Origin of the sequence: Ruegeria arenilitoris (genome assembly GCF_013035315.1) — a bacterium.
GTDB classification, from domain to species: domain Bacteria; phylum Pseudomonadota; class Alphaproteobacteria; order Rhodobacterales; family Rhodobacteraceae; genus Ruegeria; species Ruegeria arenilitoris_D.
This window is the reverse complement of the sequence record NZ_WQHP01000001.1, coordinates 831,775-847,693: the sequence shown is the minus strand read 5'-3', so window position 1 is coordinate 847,693 and position 15,919 is coordinate 831,775. Positions and strand designations below refer to the sequence as shown.

13 protein-coding genes are annotated in these 15,919 nt (G+C 58.2%); 10 read left to right on the top strand and 3 right to left on the bottom strand.

Annotation, left to right across the window (positions count from 1 at the left end; genetic code table 11):
- Positions 1-6 precede the first annotated feature (6 nt).
- From GOV53_RS04135 to GOV53_RS04120, 4 genes are read left to right on the top strand one after another with little or no spacing between them, the layout of a single operon-like run.
- Entirely contained in the window at positions 7-1,593 is a 1,587-nt protein-coding gene (locus GOV53_RS04135) for a GMC family oxidoreductase (RefSeq protein WP_170464414.1), read from the top strand.
- 2 nt (positions 1,594-1,595) lie between these two features.
- The gene (locus GOV53_RS04130; RefSeq protein ID WP_170464413.1) at positions 1,596-1,904 is read left to right on the top strand and encodes a Dabb family protein; all 309 of its coding nucleotides are present in this window, start codon (positions 1,596-1,598) and stop codon (positions 1,902-1,904) included.
- A 4-nt stretch (positions 1,905-1,908) separates the two neighbouring features.
- The gene (locus tag GOV53_RS04125) at positions 1,909-3,078 is read left to right on the top strand and encodes a dihydrodipicolinate synthase family protein (RefSeq protein ID WP_170464412.1); all 1,170 of its coding nucleotides are present in this window, start codon (positions 1,909-1,911) and stop codon (positions 3,076-3,078) included.
- Positions 3,079-3,083: 5 nt separating this feature from the next.
- Positions 3,084-4,088, top strand: coding sequence for a LacI family DNA-binding transcriptional regulator (locus tag GOV53_RS04120; protein WP_170464411.1), 1,005 nt, complete (start codon positions 3,084-3,086; stop codon positions 4,086-4,088).
- A 22-nt stretch (positions 4,089-4,110) separates the two neighbouring features.
- On the opposite strand, the gene GOV53_RS04115 is transcribed toward GOV53_RS04120, so the two are convergent.
- On the bottom strand, positions 4,111-6,528 hold the full coding sequence (locus GOV53_RS04115; RefSeq protein ID WP_254439156.1) for a DUF3141 domain-containing protein: 2,418 nt from the start codon (positions 6,526-6,528) through the stop codon (positions 4,111-4,113).
- A gap of 17 nt (positions 6,529-6,545) precedes the next feature.
- Entirely contained in the window at positions 6,546-7,310 is a 765-nt protein-coding gene (fabI, locus tag GOV53_RS04110) for an enoyl-ACP reductase FabI (RefSeq protein WP_170464410.1), read from the bottom strand.
- Between the two features lie 322 nt (positions 7,311-7,632).
- On the opposite strand from fabI, the gene GOV53_RS04105 reads away from it, so the two are divergent.
- From GOV53_RS04105 to GOV53_RS04080, 6 genes are read left to right on the top strand one after another with little or no spacing between them, the layout of a single operon-like run.
- On the top strand, positions 7,633-8,223 hold the full coding sequence (locus tag GOV53_RS04105) for a hypothetical protein (protein ID WP_170464409.1): 591 nt from the start codon (positions 7,633-7,635) through the stop codon (positions 8,221-8,223).
- A complete protein-coding gene (locus GOV53_RS04100; protein ID WP_170464408.1) occupies positions 8,220-8,888 on the top strand; it encodes an ABC transporter ATP-binding protein in 669 nt (222 codons plus the stop codon). Before GOV53_RS04105 ends, GOV53_RS04100 begins: the two co-directional genes overlap by 4 nt.
- Positions 8,885-10,054, top strand: a complete 1,170-nt coding sequence (locus GOV53_RS04095) for an ABC transporter permease (RefSeq protein WP_170464407.1) — start codon at positions 8,885-8,887, stop codon at positions 10,052-10,054. Before GOV53_RS04100 ends, GOV53_RS04095 begins: the two co-directional genes overlap by 4 nt.
- A 13-nt stretch (positions 10,055-10,067) precedes the next feature.
- Positions 10,068-10,838, top strand: a complete 771-nt coding sequence (locus GOV53_RS04090) for a DUF4198 domain-containing protein (RefSeq protein ID WP_170464406.1) — start codon at positions 10,068-10,070, stop codon at positions 10,836-10,838.
- On the top strand, positions 10,835-11,170 hold the full coding sequence (locus tag GOV53_RS04085; protein WP_170464405.1) for a hypothetical protein: 336 nt from the start codon (positions 10,835-10,837) through the stop codon (positions 11,168-11,170). Before GOV53_RS04090 ends, GOV53_RS04085 begins: the two co-directional genes overlap by 4 nt.
- A 2-nt stretch (positions 11,171-11,172) precedes the next feature.
- Positions 11,173-12,075, top strand: a complete 903-nt coding sequence (locus tag GOV53_RS04080; protein WP_170464404.1) for a metal ABC transporter substrate-binding protein — start codon at positions 11,173-11,175, stop codon at positions 12,073-12,075.
- Between the two features lie 15 nt (positions 12,076-12,090).
- Here the strand turns inward: GOV53_RS04080 and GOV53_RS04075 are convergent, their stop codons facing one another.
- The gene (locus tag GOV53_RS04075) at positions 12,091-15,918 is read right to left on the bottom strand and encodes a non-ribosomal peptide synthetase (protein ID WP_170464403.1); all 3,828 of its coding nucleotides are present in this window, start codon (positions 15,916-15,918) and stop codon (positions 12,091-12,093) included.
- Position 15,919: the final 1 nt, after the last annotated feature.

Genomic DNA, 15,919 nt, shown 5'->3' with positions numbered 1-15,919 from the left:
ATCAGAATGTCTGAAGGATTTGATTTCATTGTTGTCGGAGGCGGCTCGGCAGGCTCGGTCATTGCCGCGCGCCTGTCCGAAGAACCATCGGCAAAAGTGCTGTTGTTAGAGGCCGGCTCAACCGACCGCCACCCGTTCTTTCACCTGCCCGCAGGGTTCGCAAAGATGACCAAGGGCATCGGCAGCTGGGGTTGGTCTACGGTTCCGCAAAAACACATGCAGAACAAGGTCTTCAACTACACGCAGGCCAAGGTGATCGGCGGAGGTTCGGCGATCAACGCGCAGATCTATACCCGTGGCGCGGCCCAGGATTACGACGACTGGCGGCAGATGGGCTGCGAGGGGTGGAGCTATGCCGACGTGCTGCCCTATTTCAAAAAGTCCGAAGACAACGACACTTATGAAGACGAGTTCCACGGCAAGGGCGGACCGTTGGGCGTCTCCATGCCCGCCGCGCCTCTGCCAATCTGCGATGCCTATATCAAGGCCGCGGGGCAGTTGGGCATTCCAGAAACACGCGATGTGAACGGCGCGAAGCAGGACGGCGCGGGGTATTATCAATTGACCCAACGCAACGCGCGGCGCTCATCCGCCGCGATGGCGTTCATTGCGCCGAACCGTAGTCGGCCGAACCTGACGGTGCGCACCGGCGCACAGGTCCGCCGCATCATGGTGGACAAGGGTAGGGCGATCGGCATTGAGATGATGAATGGTGACAAGATCACCGCCGCGAAAGAGGTCATTCTGTCCTCGGGCGCCATCGGTTCGCCGCGTCTGTTGCAACTGTCGGGTATTGGCCCAGCGGATCATTTGGATGGGCTCGGAATCGATGCGGTCTATCACCAGCCTCAGGTGGGCGCGAACCTGCAAGACCATCTGGATTTGTACTCGATCTGCGAAGTGACCGGGCCGCACACTTATGACCGTTTCGCCAAGCTGCACCTCTCGGCTCTGGCCGCGCTGCAATACGTGTTCACCCGCAAAGGGCCGGTTGCGTCCAGCCTGTTTGAAACAGGTGGGTTCTGGTACGCCGACCCTGATGCGCGCTCGCCGGACATTCAGATGCATCTGGGGCTGGGTACGGGCATCGAGGCGGGCGTCGAGGCGATGCCCAACGGTGGTGTCACCCTGAACGCCTGCTTTCTGCGGCCAAGGTCGCGCGGAACGGTTCGGTTGCAAAGCGCCGATCCCGCGGCGATGCCACTGATCGACCCCAACTATCTCGCCGACGCTTATGATCGCGAGATGTCCATTCGTGGGCTGAAACTGGTACAGAACATCCTCGCTCAGGATGCGCTGAAGCCCTACGTCTTGGCCGAACGCTTGCCGGGGCCGAACGTACAGACCGAGCAGGAGTATTTCGACTTTATCTGCGTCCATTCCAAGACATCGCACCACTGCGCGGGCACCTGCCGGATGGGTAGCGATGCTGAGGCTGTGCTGGACCCGCGTTTGCGGTTCAATGGGATCGAAGGGCTGCGCGTCGCGGATGCGTCGATCATGCCAACGGTCAATTCCTCGAACACCAATGCTCCGACAATCATGATCGGCGAAAAGGCTGCTGACATGATCAAACAAGATCAGGGATTCTGAACATGATCCGCCATATCGTACTGACCAAGTTCCGTTCCGACGTGACAGAAGAGACAATCGGGGCCATCTATAAAGGCCTTGCAGACGTGTCCCATGCCCTGCCGGGGGCCAGTGGGTTCACCGGTGGCCGCAGTGAAAGCCCCGAGCAGATCGAACGCGGATACATGCATGGGTTTGTGATCGACTTCGATGATTGGGCCGCGCTGGAGACCTATCAAAACAACGAAACGCACAAGGCGCTGGGCGCGCAACTGGTCGAGAACGCCGTGGGCGGCATCGACGGCATTCTGGTTCTGGATTTGGAGGTCTGAGACAATGAAACTGATTTTGCCAAATCCTGAGGGGCAGCTTGAACCCTATAAGCTGACCGGCACGCCTTTGGTGCCACGAGCACCGAAGGTGCCTCTGACACGCACGGCGTTTGCTGCGGCACATGTGGTCTCGGACCCGTTGGCGGAACGTGACCCTTGGGATGGCCGTCCCGCGGTGGATTGGGATGCAACGCTGCGTTTCCGACAAGGGCTCTGGGATCAGGGTTTGGGTCTGGCCGAGGCGATGGACACCGCGCAACGCGGGATGGGCGTCGATTGGGCGACTGCGTTGGAGTTGATCCAGCGCACCATGACGGCCGCAAAGGCACACCCAATGTCACCCCGCGTGGCCTGTGGAGCAGGGACCGATCACCTGCCGCTGAGCGCATTGAACACCGCTGGCGAAATCTTGTCGGCCTACGAACATCAGGCCGAAGCGATTGAGGCTGCGGGTGGCCAACTGATCCTCATGGCCTCGCGGGCCTTCCCGGCGATCAACGCGGGCCCAGATACCTATCACGACGTCTATCGCGCGTTGATCGATGGGGCGGCGGAACCGGTGATCTTGCATTGGCTGGGCGACATGTTCGATCCTGCGTTGACCGGCTATTGGGGCAGTGCGGATGTCGATACCGCCAGCGATTTCGTTCTGTCTTTGATCAATGAGAACCCGGCCAAAGTGGACGGGATCAAAATTTCCTTGCTGGACCAAGCGCACGAAGAAGCCTTCCGCGCGCGGCTGCCGGAAGGCGTGCGCCTCTACACCGGTGATGACTTTAACTATGCGGATCTAATTGCCGGGGATGGAACACATTTTTCGCATGCTCTGCTGGGTATTTTTGCCGCCATTGCCCCTGCCGCCAGTCAAGCGCTTGAGGCGTTGGCAATGGGTGACATGGACCGCTACAACGCGCTGTTCACACCGACCGTTCCCCTTAGCCGAGAGATTTTCAAGGCCCCGACGCGGTTCTATAAAGCCGGGATCGCCTATCTGGCGTGGCTGAACGGGTCACAGTCCCATTTCATCATGCCGGGCGGGTTCCAATCCAGCCGCGATATCTGCCACTACGCGCAGGTCTTCAGGCTCGCGGATCAGGCCGGTTTGCTCTCAGACCCGGAACTGGCTAAAGCACGGATGACCACGCTTCTCAGCCTGCATGGAGTTGAACAATAGCCTGAATGCGCAGACCCACGATCATAGATGTTGCCAACTCGGCAGGCGTTTCAAAATCCACGGTCAGCCTGGTTCTGCAAGGCAGCCCGCAGGTGAAACCGGAAACGCGCAAGCTGGTTCACGCCGCTATGAAAGAGATCGGGTATGTGTACAACCGGTCGGCCGCCAACCTGCGGTCGACGGGTACTGCGCTGATCGGGCTTGTCATAAACGATCTGACCAACCCGTTTTTTACCGAGTTCGCGACCTCGTTACAGATGGCCTTGGGCTCGCGTGGGTACGCGGTTGTTATGGCAAACACAAACGAAGACGCCGCGCTGCAGGATCAGGTGGTCGCCGCGATGCTGGAACACGGGGTATCGGCCCTGATCCTGTCGCCCGCATATGGCGACGTGTCCAATACGCTGGCCGCGGTTGAAAGGGCAGGCATCCCGATGATGCAGGTCTTGCGAAAAGTCGACGACGCTGACGCCAAGGTCCCGTTTGTTGCGCCGGACTACGCAGCAGGCGGGCGAGAGGCCACACAGTACCTGATCCAAACCGGAGCCCGCCGGATTGCGTTTATAGGCGGCTTGGCCGGGGCTGAGGTCACGCAAGAAAGGCTGTGCGGCTACATTGGGACGATGCAGGAACATGGGCTGCAGCCAATCATAAAAACCGGGCAATCCAGCCGCTCGTTCGGGTACGACGCGGCAGTTGATTTGTTCAAAGAACATCCCGATTGCGATGCGGCCCTCTGTTTCAATGACCTTGTTGCGTTTGGGATGATCAATGCCTGCCATGCCGCGCAGGTCAGGATCGGGGCCGATTTTCAGATCATCGGGTTCGATGACATTAAAGAAGCGTCGGAATGCTGGCCGGCCCTGTCTACTGTCCACTGTGGTGTGCCGGAGTTCGGCGAACGTGTGGCAGACACCGTCTTGTCCTGGTTGCAGGATGCGGAAACCCCAGCCCAGCTTACGCGAACACCAACGCGATTGGTGCTGCGGCAAACCACAAAAAGCGTCTGAGCGATCAGACCGGGGGCCTTGCCTATTCAGCGGCCGTTGAGGGTTTCGTTTTCTTAAGAGGATCCTCCAGAACATCCTCGGTGACGGGCTTCAACCCCAGAACCTTATGGAATTGCTGTAGTAACTCCAGCGTGTCAGGGGCCATTTCTTCGATCTTACCGGGGATGAACTGCACAACCTTCACCGCCTGTTCGCGGTCTTTTTTGTTGGGCAGCAGATCGGGCAGAGTAGCGATGGCCTTGTCACGCTCGAATGTGACGATCAAGGTCTGCTCGTGAATGATCCGCGTGCGTTCGTCCATGGTCAGGGATTTGAAGGGCTCATCCTGCGTCATCACTGTGGCCGAACGTTCAAGACGGTCGCGCCGCACATTGCCGCGACTATCCGCCATCAGAACAAGCATACGGACCACTGCCTCGACAAACCCACCTGATGACATATGCGCCAAAGCCATTTCGACCTCGGGCAGGGCGCGCAGTTCGGTTTCGCTCTTGAGCGTCCGGCCGATGGCCTGCGGTTTGCCAAAATCAACCGCCAGCGGGTTGGTCCAAAGCGAAAGAAACGTCATTTCGTACAGCGCATCACGCGCATCGCGAACGAAATCCATTTGCTGTTCGACCATCCGTGCCCACAGTCTTTCTGCCTGCACAAACGGATTACTGTCCGAGACAGGCGCGCGCGGATCCATCTGCTGGGCCGCGTTTTCGAGCATCGCAAAGAACGGATTTACACTGGAAACAAGCGAGCGTTGCAGGCGCAGCGGATGCAGCTTCCGCATGGTTTCACTGAGCGCGGGATTGACCATGGACTTCACAACCGGGCGGACCGCGATGTCATAAATTTCGGACTGGATTTCCGACATCCGAGCAACGGCGGCAAATCCTGCCTCTTCTTCGCGCCCGTCATCGATCTTGCGCAGGTCATCGATCGTGCGTTCGGCAAAGCTGACGGTAAAGCTTTTGTCTTGGCCATGCCCTTCGACACTATCGATTTTCATCTCATAAAGACCAGGTGGCAGTGCTTCGATCGTTTTCATGGTGGAGGTGACTTCGGTATGTTCCTTCTTCGCGACCTTGGACGAGACGAAAATACCCAGATGCCCCACCTGCTCGTGGATCATGTAAATGATGCGCTGCCCGCGGATGCGAATTTCGTCGACATCCGTAAAGCTGTCCACGATCCAGTTGAGCGCTTGTTGAGGCGGGGTGATGTTGTCGCCATAGCTGGTAAACACGATGATCGGCGCTTTGACGTGCTTAATATCGACCGTCTGACCGGGCTCTAGCTGTGCCTGGTTCTTGACCAGCTTGTTGCCAACAAACAGTTGCTCGACGATCCATTTGATCTCGGCCTCGTTGAGGATGAAGAAACCGCCCCACCAGCGTTCGAATTCCAGGAACCGATCCTTGCCACCATCCGGGTTGGCGAAAAGGTCGTAGTATTTTGCAAAAAAGTTTCGGCCGGGGTTCAGCATCTCAAAGTTCGACACCAGATTGGCACCGTCAAACTGCCCACCGCCAAGATCGGACCAGAGCATCGGTTGCCAAGTTCCGCCCAGGATGCCTCCGTTATAGCGCATTGGATATTTACCGACCTCGCCAGACCAAGGTTGCACCGGCGCACCGTTCAGAACGATAGGCCCGGTCAGATCAGGGTTGGTTGCCGCCAAAAGCAGCGTTGCCCAACCGCCCTGACAATTTCCGGTGACGACCGGCTTGGCGCTGTCAGGGTGGCGGCGCTGGACCTCACGGACAAACTCGGCCTCGGCGTTGGTGACATCGGCCAAGGTCTGACCGGGAACCGGATCACGGGTGAAATTTACGAAATAGACCGGGTGCCCGTCATGCAGGGCCACGCCGACCTGACTGTCGGTTTTGAATCCGCCAATACCCCCGCCATGTCCGGCCCGGGGGTCGATAATGATATAGGGACGCTTCCAGTCATGCACTTCGGTGCCTTGGGGCGGTACGATGCGCAACAGCTGGTAGTTGCAGGGCCGATCGAGGTTCCGACCATCGACGACGACCTCATAATCGTAAATTAAAACCGGAGGGCAGCCGGCAGCCTCGTGTTCGACGAAATTGTCACCGCGCTGACGCAGCACATCCAGCGTCAACAGCCAGCGCTTGGCCGCGTCTTGCACGTAGGTCGCGTAATGTTCTGCCAGACCATTGCCAGTTTTCGCCATGGCGCCCGCGATCCTGGACAAGTCTTCCATCTGGTTGCGGACACGCTGCGTATGCTCTTCGGAAATCGATTTGCCCTGACGTGTGGCCGAACGCATCAGCAATTCCGCAGTTGTCGCGGCTTCGCCAAATAGCTCGGCCAGTTCTTTCATTTCAGTGGCAGGCTGGGCGTTCAGGTTTTCGGTCATGGCTTGGGTCGCCTCGGTGCCGAACAGCCATTTGACGTTGTTTTCGTCGATAAAATTCGGTGTCATCGCTGACTCCTTTTGCGTTAGGCGACGATGCTATAGCCGCCATCTATCTGGTGTACGCCACCGGTCACGTTCGTAGCTTCGCTGCTGGCCAGAAAAGCGGCATAGGCCCCCACATCTTCGGTTGTGGCAAGCTGGTGCGTTGGTGCATGCTGTGCGGCTGCGTCCAATAATTCGTCAAATTCGTCTATTCCGCTGGCAGCCCGCGTCATCAGCGGACCCGGCGACAGCGCATGGACCGAGATTCCCTTGGGGCCCAGCTCAGCAGCGGCATAGCGAACGGCACATTCCAGCGCGGCCTTGACCGGACCCATCATGTTGTAATGCTCGACAACACGGGTAGAACCCTGAAACGAAACTGTCATGCAGGTTCCGCCCTTTGGCATCAGCGGCTCGGCCCGGTGGATCATGCGCAGAAAGGAATGCACCGAAACGTCCATGGCCAACCCGAACCCATCGGCCGAGCAATCAACGACGCGCCCATGCAAATCGTCCCGCGGTGCAAAGGCTATGGAGTGCAAAAGCGTATCCAGCTGTCCCCATCTTTGCGTGATTTCTTGAAATAGGGCGTCCATTTGATCAGTGTTGCGGACATCCAGCGGCAGGACGATCTCAGCCTCCAGCTCTTGGGCCAGTGGGCGCACAGCCTGTTCTGCCTTGTCGTTCAAATAGGTTATTGCCAGATCAGCCCCCAAAGCCCTGAAAGCCTTGGCGCACCCCCAGGCAATCGAGTTTTCATTGGCTACGCCAACAACCAGAACTTTTTTGCCGTGCATTTGAAACATGGACGCGACTCAATCCGCAGAACAAACAGAATTGCTGCAAGTGCAGCATGTCCGGTTGTCAGACATGTGACAAGGTAAGGTTTATGTGCCTGTTTTCGTCGTCGCGCAGGGCAATGCCGCCTGTCGTTTGGAATTTTTCCCTAACATCAAAGGACTGTCCGCACGCGCGAATTCTTTGGCCCAAGCCTTGCCCTGCGGCAAAAAATCACCGGTGCGCGGTAGGGTCGGACCCATCCAATGCTGCAAGCGGCCGGTTTCTGGCCCAAAAAATGATCCAAACGCCCGACGACCGCGTATCGTAGTCAAATTGGGATCAGGGCTAGTGCGTCAAGAAGTTCTGTTAGGCATAGTCTTCGCCTTGGGCGTGGGCACAATCGCAGGTCTTGTGTTTCTGTCATCGGGCGAACAAGCGCGCGTTTCCGAGACGCAGGCTTATTCGGTCCCGAGCAAACCGGGCATGACGATCCCCGTAGCCGAGCAATTGTCAGGAGAACTGACATCTGCGCTGTTGCTTGTCGTCTACGACGCCTTCGGAAAAACGCAGGAAGATGAGATATACGACACGCTGGCCGGTGTGACCCATGGGGATGCGTTGGAGTATCTTTATCTTGAACGGGTCGGCGCGATGGCTGGGGGCGGTCTGGATGAAGCGGACCAAACCATCCACGAAATCAATCTTTTGGACAGCACGGTATCGCGCGATGGTGCCGAACTGGTTATCGACGCCACTTGGCAAGTGATAGGTACCGTCGGCCATGCAGAACACCTGCATGTTCGCGGCAACACCTACAGCGCGGACCTGTCGGTGTCGCCTGTCGAGGGAGCCTGGCGTATCACCGATTTTACCCTGCGCGACGTCAACCGGGATACGGCAGGTGAGACATTCGAGATTTCGCAAGAGGATCACCAATGATTGGGGTCAACGCAGTCTCGTTCGGATACAGCTCGGGTGGCTTTCGGTTGAACGTCCCAGAATTGACGCTGCAACAGGGCGAGCGGCTGGCAATTGTTGGGCCAAGCGGCAGTGGCAAGACAACGCTTCTGAACCTGATCGCGGGTATCCTATTGCCCGATAGCGGGCGGATTGAGGTTGACGGTACCGAGGTGTCGGGTCTGTCCGATGCCGAACGCCGCGAATTCCGTGCCAGTCACATCGGGTTTGTGTTTCAGGACTTTGCCCTGCTGGATTATTTATCTGCACGTCAAAACATCCTGTACCCCTATCGGATCACTCCGGCGCTGAAACTGGATACCGCAGCCCGGGACCGCGCGCAGGCGCTGGCCGAGGCCTGCGGTATCGGGGGCAAATTGGACCGGCATCCCACCGCTCTGAGCCAGGGTGAACAGCAACGCGTCGCGATTTGCCGCGCTTTGGTCACGCAGCCCAAGCTGATCCTTTCGGATGAGGCGACAGGCAATTTGGACCCTGAGAGCAAGGGCCGCATACTGGATCTACTTTTTGAACAAGCGTCCGAAGCCGGTGCGACCGTTCTCGCCGTAACCCACGATCACGAGCTTTTGCCGCGATTCGAAAGGGTGATCGACTTTGCGCAATATCGCGAAGGGGCGGCGGCATGAATGCGTTGTACCTTGCCTTTGCCTATCTGCGGTTTCACTGGGCACGCAGTCTGGTGCTTGTGGTCGTCGCAGCTCTGATCTTGTTCGTGCCCGCGGCCACTCAGATACTTCTGTCCACCAGCCAGACGGCGCTTGTGGCCCGTGGTGAAGCGACGCCGCTGCTGCTGGGCAGTCGAGGATCACAGTTGGATCTGACAATGGCCGCGCTTTACTTTTCGGACGAGCGCCCGGATCCGATCTTGATGGGCGAGGTCGAGGCGGTTTGGGACAGTGGCATGGCTATACCGATCCCCGTGCATACCGCGTTTTCGTCTGGCGGGTTCAGGATCGTCGGTACAACCCTGGACTATTTCGACTTTCGCGATCTGATGTTTTCCGAAGGGCGGGGCTTGTCCGTGCTTGGTGACGCAGTGATCGGCGCGGATGTGGCGCAGGCCTTGGGTAAGGGAGTGGGCGATACTCTGGTTTCGTCGCCGGAAAACCTGTTCGATCTTGACGGAGTCTATCCGTTGGAAATGCCAATCGTCGGCGTTCTGGCACCGACCAACACACCAGACGATCAGGCGATTTTTGCTGATATTAAAACGGCTTGGGTGATTCAGGGGATCGGTCACGGCCACGAAGACGTTGTCACAGCCGCTGACATCGCGTCCGGGGCCGAGACGCTGTCCAATGCGTCTGTGGTGCAGTTTCAGCGTATCACCCCCGAAAACATCGACAGCTTTCACTTCCACGGCGCGCAGGATGATTTTCCGGCCACCGCAGTCATCGTCGTCCCTACGGATACGCGCGCGGCGACCATCCTGAAAGGTCGCTATCTGGATGGAGAGAACCCCAGTCAGTTGATCGAGCCCGCCGGGGTGATCCAAGGGCTGGTGGATCGCATCTTTCGGATCAAGTCGCTGCTGGACGTCGTGACAGCGATCATCGCGGTGGCGGCTCTGGCTGCCGTTGGGTTAGCGGTGTTTCTCAGTTACCGGCTGCGGGCGCGCGAGATCGCGACTGCCGTGAAACTGGGCGCGCGGCGAGGTATGGTGCTGCGCTTGTTGGCGGCCGAGACGGTGACTTTGCTTTTAATTTCAGGGTGTATTGCGGCCTTTGGCGCCGCGTTGGTTTCGCGAAATGCCGAGACTTGGGTGGGCTGGCTGCTCTCGCTGGGCGCATGAGAAAGGGAGAATTATGAAACGGCGTATTCTATCGGCGGCTTTGGCGGGCAGCGTTGCGGCAACTCCGGCGCTGGCGCATTATGGGATGATCATTCCAAACGATCCGATGATCAGCCAGGAAGACGGGCGCACCGTCTCGCTGACCATGTCGTTTTCGCACCCGTTCGAAATGGATGGCATGATGCTGGACCGGCCCGAGGCGTTCACCGTCACGCATGACGGCAGCACCACGGATTTGCTGGGTGATCTGCAGGACGCCACCGTTATGGATGATCAGGGCTATACGCTCGACTTCGCGCTGGAACGTCCCGGAACTTACGTCTTTGCCATGGAACCCAAACCCTATTGGGAGCCAGCCGAAGACGCGTTTATCATCCACTACACCAAGACATATGTAACCGCTTATGGTGATGATGAGGGGTGGGATGCCGAGCTGGGCCTCAAGACCGAAATCGTGCCCCTGTCCAAACCTTTCGGCCTGTGGGAGCGTAACGTTTTCCAAGGCATCGTGAAGATGGATGGCGAAGCCGTGCCGTATGCCGAGGTCGAAGTCGAGTTTCTGAACGATGGCACCAACGCCACTGTGCCGGATGAGCTGATGATCACGCAGACGGTCAAGGCTGACGCGAACGGTGTGTTCACCTATGCCGCGCCCTCGTATGGTTGGTGGGGGTTCGCCGCGCTGAACACGGCGGACTACACACTGCCGCAGGATGGTGAAGACAAGGCTGTCGAACTGGGCGCGGTGATCTGGGTCCATTTCGAAGAATGGACGGGCCAGTGATCCGGGCCGTGGGCCTGACCGCACTGCTGGCCGTTGCCCCTGTGGCAGCGGCTGCGCATCAGTTGGTCGTTTTTGCCTCGGTTGATTGCCAGGCAGTCACGGTCGAGGCAAAGTTCTCGAATGGGAAACCGGCTCAGCAGGGTGAAGTACGTGTGTTGGACGGTGAGAACGCTTTGCAGACGACGTTGCAGCTGAGCAGTGACGGTACTGCGCTGGTGCCGTTAGCCAGCGTGGATTACGCGACGGGTCTGGTGATCGAGGTCGATACCGGGGGCCATGACAACTATTGGATCGTGACCCCCGAAGATATCGCGCGCAAATGCGGGAGATGATGATGCTACGGTTCTTCAATCGCGTTACAGCCTTGATCCTGGCACTGATGGTGGCGACGGCTGCAGGGGCGCAGGATCGACCCAAGGTGGTGACGGTGAACTATCCACTGCAGTATTTCACCGAACGCCTAGTCGGCGACGCAGCAGATGTTGTATTCCCAGTGCCAACTGATGTGGACCCGTCTTTCTGGCGCCCGTCCATTTCGGATATTAGCGATGTTCAATCGGCGGACCTGATCCTTTTGAACGGTGCAGAATTCGCCACCTGGATCGACCGGGTGTCGCTGCCTCGGTCCCGCGTCTTCAACAGCTCGGCCGCCATCGAAGATCAGTTTATCGTCACCGAGAGCATCACCCATAGCCACGGCGACGGGGGTGAGCATTCGCACGAAGGGCTTGCGTCCTACGTCTGGCTCGACCCAGTGCTGGCCACCGCTCAGGCCGAGGCCATTGCGGCGGCGATCACGACCCGCGACATTGCCCCCGTAGGAGAGGTTGAGGATCGGCTTGAACAGCTCCGTACTGACATTGCCGCGTTGGATCAGACGGCTGCGGACGTCTTTGCTGACCTTGAAGCCGTGCCGATGATCGCCACACATCCACGGTATCAGTACCTTGCGCGGCGCTACGGGCTTACGATTGCCTCGATGGATTGGGAGGCGGGCGAAGCCCCCAACCCGGATCAGCTTGCTGAGCTGAGTGCTTTGCAAAACCAGTTGGGTGCAGAGATCCTGATTTGGGAAGCAGCACCGCCCGCAGCGGCGCTGGAAGCCGTGGAACAGCTTGGATTGCAGAACGTTATCTTCCCTACGTTGGCGCACGAGCCGACCGAAGGAACCTTTGTTGAAGCGTACCAAAAAGCACTCTCAGATGTCTCTGACGCCTCTCAGAGCTTGCAAAACTGACGGATACGATTGGATTTAGGCGTATCCGCCGTTGGCCTCATGATTTGCACACTCGGAGATAACCGAGGCGATGGTTGAAAACACGTCGGGCCGGTTCATCAGTTCGACGTGTTCCATATCCAGGCTGTAGCACCGCTTGTCCCGCAAATGCGTATCCAGAACATCGCCCGGTGTGAGGGATGGGTTGCCCCGTGACAAAAACACGTGCGAAGGCCGGTCAAATCGCGGCACTCGAAAGTCGCTGACTGCCAGTTCATGGGCGATCTCAACACCTCTAATCCGCGTTTCTTCGGCGTCAGCTTGCTCTGCCAATATGCGTTTGATATCCGGCAGCGTGCGCCGCGCCCTGTAGTGGCGTTTCCAACCTTTGATTATATATCTCAACCGTTTGTAGCTGCGGAAATACAAAGGTTGCAGCGCAGGTTCGGCCCCTACCATCTTGAACGGCGGGTCCAGAAGGATCATGCCCTTGACGGCCTCATCACCCAGTTGCCGAGCCATCTCCATCACCATCGGACACCCGGCGGAATAGCCACACAACACGAACGGTCCCGTGTTTCCAGTCTGCTTCAGGCGCACGATGGCCTCATCGGCTAGCTGCTCAAACGATTTTCCGAAGGGGACAGGAGTGCTTTCGGTGCGATGGCTGGGGATGTGAACAACGGAATGATCCTCGCCCAGACTGCGTGCCATGTATTTGCTGAACTTGACCGAGCAATGCGCGATCACAACCGTTGTTTTGCCCGATCCCGGGTTCGAGATTTGAACGGTGCTTTCGGTTTTCGAAAACGCGGCTCCCGCGCGCCGATCAGCCACGCGTTTGGCCAGTTCTGCCACGGTGGGACAGCTGAACAAGTCAATGGGTTCAAAGTGGACGCCTTGTTCCTGGCCTTTGGTGTAAGCGGTGATCGTGGCAAGGCTGGTCCCACCCAGATCAAAGAAATTCGCGTCGCGCGTCTGACACTCGGTCTTCAGCGTTTCCGTAAAAATTGCTGCGACTTGAGACTCCAGACCATCTTTGGGGGCTGCTCCGCTCTGAGATCGGGTTTGGTCTGTGATCAAGGCTCGCAGCGCTTTCTGGTCCAACTTGCCGTTGGGAAGGGTCGGAAAGACCTGAACCCCGAGGACCGCGCTTGGGTGAAACGGATCCGGAAGGCTGGCTTGGATGTGCCGGGCGGCGGCCTCGCACATAGGGTCGTCCGGTGGGCATTCGACAGCCAGAACGACCGTGTTCGAACCCGCGCGATCCACGGCAAGTGCTGCGACCCGCCGGTCGGCTGTCACCACCTGCGCAGCGGCTTCGATCTCGGTCAATTCAACGCGGTGGCCGCGAATTTTGACCTGCTTGTCTTTGCGGCCCAGAAATGTGATGCAGCCTGCCTCATCCGCAACGCCAAGATCGCCGGTCCTGTAAGCTCTGACCGAGCCAATCTGGAAAAAGCGGTCTTTGGTTTGCGCGTCATCGTTCAGATACCCATTCGCGACTGTTTGACCGGCGACAATGATCTCACCAGCAATGCCCGGCGCGGCCGGGCAATCGTCGCTGTCGAAGATACCAACCCAAGTACCGGGAATGGCGGTTCCGATCGGCACGATCGATCCATCATCGAACCCGGTCGCGTCGAAACCGGTACACCACACGGTGCCCTCGGTCGGGCCGTATTCGTTCATCAACTGGCAATCCGGCAGTACTCGTCGCAAGTCGCGGGGCAGGGTCGGGTATAGTGCCTCTCCGGCAGCGATCAGAACCTTGAGTGATTGCAAATCTTGCGGCGGCACCGAGGCCAGCAGCGCGCCTGCAAGGCTGGGCAGGCAGAGCGTGTGGGTGACACCGTGCTGCGCTATCAACTGCCCCAACGCGGCTGGGCGCTGTTCAGCTTGCTTTTCGGCGATGACAAGGTGCCCGCCGGTGCACAGAGTCCAGTAGACACCCGCGACTGAACTATCGAACGCCAGCGACGAGAGCAGCAGGTAAACCTCTGGTGCTGTGCCATAAACCTGATCCCGTGCCGCCGTGGAGATTGCCAGCCCTTCGTGAGAGATTTCAACGCCCTTGGGTCGGTTCTCGGACCCTGAGGTAAACATGACATAGGCCCGAGAGCCGGTTGCAACCTCGGACGGTTCCAGTGCCTGTTCCAAAGCGTCGAGGAAGACCGGTTCAGCCTCTGTCTCGGGCAGGTTTGAAAACGCGTCTTGCGTGGTCACCACGAAACGCGGTTGGGTTGCCTGGAGAATTTGTTCAAGGCGGGTTTCAGGGTAATCCAGATCCAGCGGAACATAAGATGCCCCTGCCATCATAGCGCCGAGAAATCCCACAATCGCATCGGCACCGCGTGGAAGGGCAACTGGGACAATATCAGTTTCCCGAACACCAGACTGACGTAGCGCAAACGCAATCTGACGCGCGCGTCGGGATGTTTCAGCATAGGAAAGCGTCCGGTGACCGTCGGTCAGTGCCGCGGCGTTTGGCGATAGTTCGGCCTGTTGCAAGAAACGTTGTACGACATTCTGGGTCTCCGGCGCGAGAGCGACAGAAATCGCCGGCGCCTGATCCTTCATCACATCGCCTATCAGCGTATCCGGCTTGGCTGCGATCACGGTCAGAACCTGTTTGTAGCTGGAAAGGCACGAGCGCACCGCATCCAGTGTGATGCGCGCCGGGTCGAAATAAACCTCGACACCCAGATCGTTTTGCGGCGTCACCAGTATCGACAGCGGGTAGTTGCTGAATTGGGTCGTCTTCAAGCCCGCAACCTGTATCTCGCCAAAGTCGTAGCCGGTTTTCTGGACACCTTCGTTCACAAAAACAGTGTCGAAAACAGGGGTTCCCTTGGGAAACGGTGCGCAGGTTTGCACCTCGGCCAAGGAAGCATATTCGTGTTTCAGTCGCTCAACCTCGGCCATCGCGTGATCTTGGAGAAACGCGCCGACGGGTTTTTCCGGGTCAATTCTGAACCTGACCGGCAAGGTGCTGATATACGCACCAACCGCCTGTGAGATATTGGGAATTTCCGGTGGTCGGCCTGCCGTTGTGGTGCCGAAAACCACATCGTCCTGTTGCAGATAACGCCGTATTACCAAGGCCCAGGCACCCGACAGAACCGTATTGGTGGTCACCTTCAGCCCGGCTGCTGCGCGGTCGATCCGGTCCATCAGGTCTTGGCCCAAAAGTTCGGAATGGGACAGCTGTATCGACGCCTCGGATTGATTGTCCAATTCAGGCAGCATGCTGGGTGCATCAAGACCAGCAAGGTAGCTGGTCCAGAACCCCTTGTCCGTCAGAGGGCCCTGTTTCTTGAGCCAGGTCAGGTAGGTCTTGAAACTTGGTGACGCGCCGTCTTGGGGATCGCCATTGTAACGGCGAAAGAGATCCCGAAAGGCGACGCCGGTCGACCAACCATCACTGATCAGATGGTGCATCGTCCAGACAAAGTGCCAGCGGTCCTTGGCAAGTTTGATCAACGTGACTGCCATCAGTGGCGGTTTCTTCAGCTCGAATTGGCGCAGTTGTTCCAATTTCAATAAATCTTCAAGCCCGCGTCCTGGTTCTGGTCGATCGGCCCAGTCTAGTTCAGTCCAGGGTAGCTTTACGTGTTCCTGAATGACCTGAACCGGTTGCTTCACGCCTTTCCAGACGAACCCAGCGCGTAAGGCGTCGTGCGACTCGACCAATTTCTCCATAGCGTCCTTCAGGCGTTCCGCGTCCAACGGACCATTCAGGGCGCAACTGATGACCGCCACATATTGCCCGCGCAATTGAGCCTGGCCTTCAACATGGAATAGCATCCCGCGCTGGGCCGAGGACAGGGGAAGAATATCAGCGACGCCTTGCGGGTATCCCATG

What these genes read in the sequence shown, in the direction of transcription:
- GOV53_RS04120 (WP_170464411.1), top strand. Translation starts at nt 3,084, where the DNA reads ATGCGCAGACCCACGATCATAGATGTTGCCAACTCGGCAGGCGTTTCA.
- fabI (WP_170464410.1), bottom strand. Translation starts at nt 7,310, where the DNA reads ATGTTTCAAATGCACGGCAAAAAAGTTCTGGTTGTTGGCGTAGCCAAT.
- GOV53_RS04095 (WP_170464407.1), top strand. Translation starts at nt 8,885, where the DNA reads ATGAATGCGTTGTACCTTGCCTTTGCCTATCTGCGGTTTCACTGGGCA.
- GOV53_RS04075 (WP_170464403.1), bottom strand. Translation starts at nt 15,918, where the DNA reads ATGGGATACCCGCAAGGCGTCGCTGATATTCTTCCCCTGTCCTCGGCC.
- GOV53_RS04130 (WP_170464413.1), top strand. Translation starts at nt 1,596, where the DNA reads ATGATCCGCCATATCGTACTGACCAAGTTCCGTTCCGACGTGACAGAA.
- GOV53_RS04135 (WP_170464414.1), top strand. Translation starts at nt 7, where the DNA reads ATGTCTGAAGGATTTGATTTCATTGTTGTCGGAGGCGGCTCGGCAGGC.
- GOV53_RS04125 (WP_170464412.1), top strand. Translation starts at nt 1,909, where the DNA reads ATGAAACTGATTTTGCCAAATCCTGAGGGGCAGCTTGAACCCTATAAG.
- GOV53_RS04100 (WP_170464408.1), top strand. Translation starts at nt 8,220, where the DNA reads ATGATTGGGGTCAACGCAGTCTCGTTCGGATACAGCTCGGGTGGCTTT.
- GOV53_RS04090 (WP_170464406.1), top strand. Translation starts at nt 10,068, where the DNA reads ATGAAACGGCGTATTCTATCGGCGGCTTTGGCGGGCAGCGTTGCGGCA.
- GOV53_RS04080 (WP_170464404.1), top strand. Translation starts at nt 11,173, where the DNA reads ATGCTACGGTTCTTCAATCGCGTTACAGCCTTGATCCTGGCACTGATG.
- GOV53_RS04115 (WP_254439156.1), bottom strand. Translation starts at nt 6,528, where the DNA reads ATGACACCGAATTTTATCGACGAAAACAACGTCAAATGGCTGTTCGGC.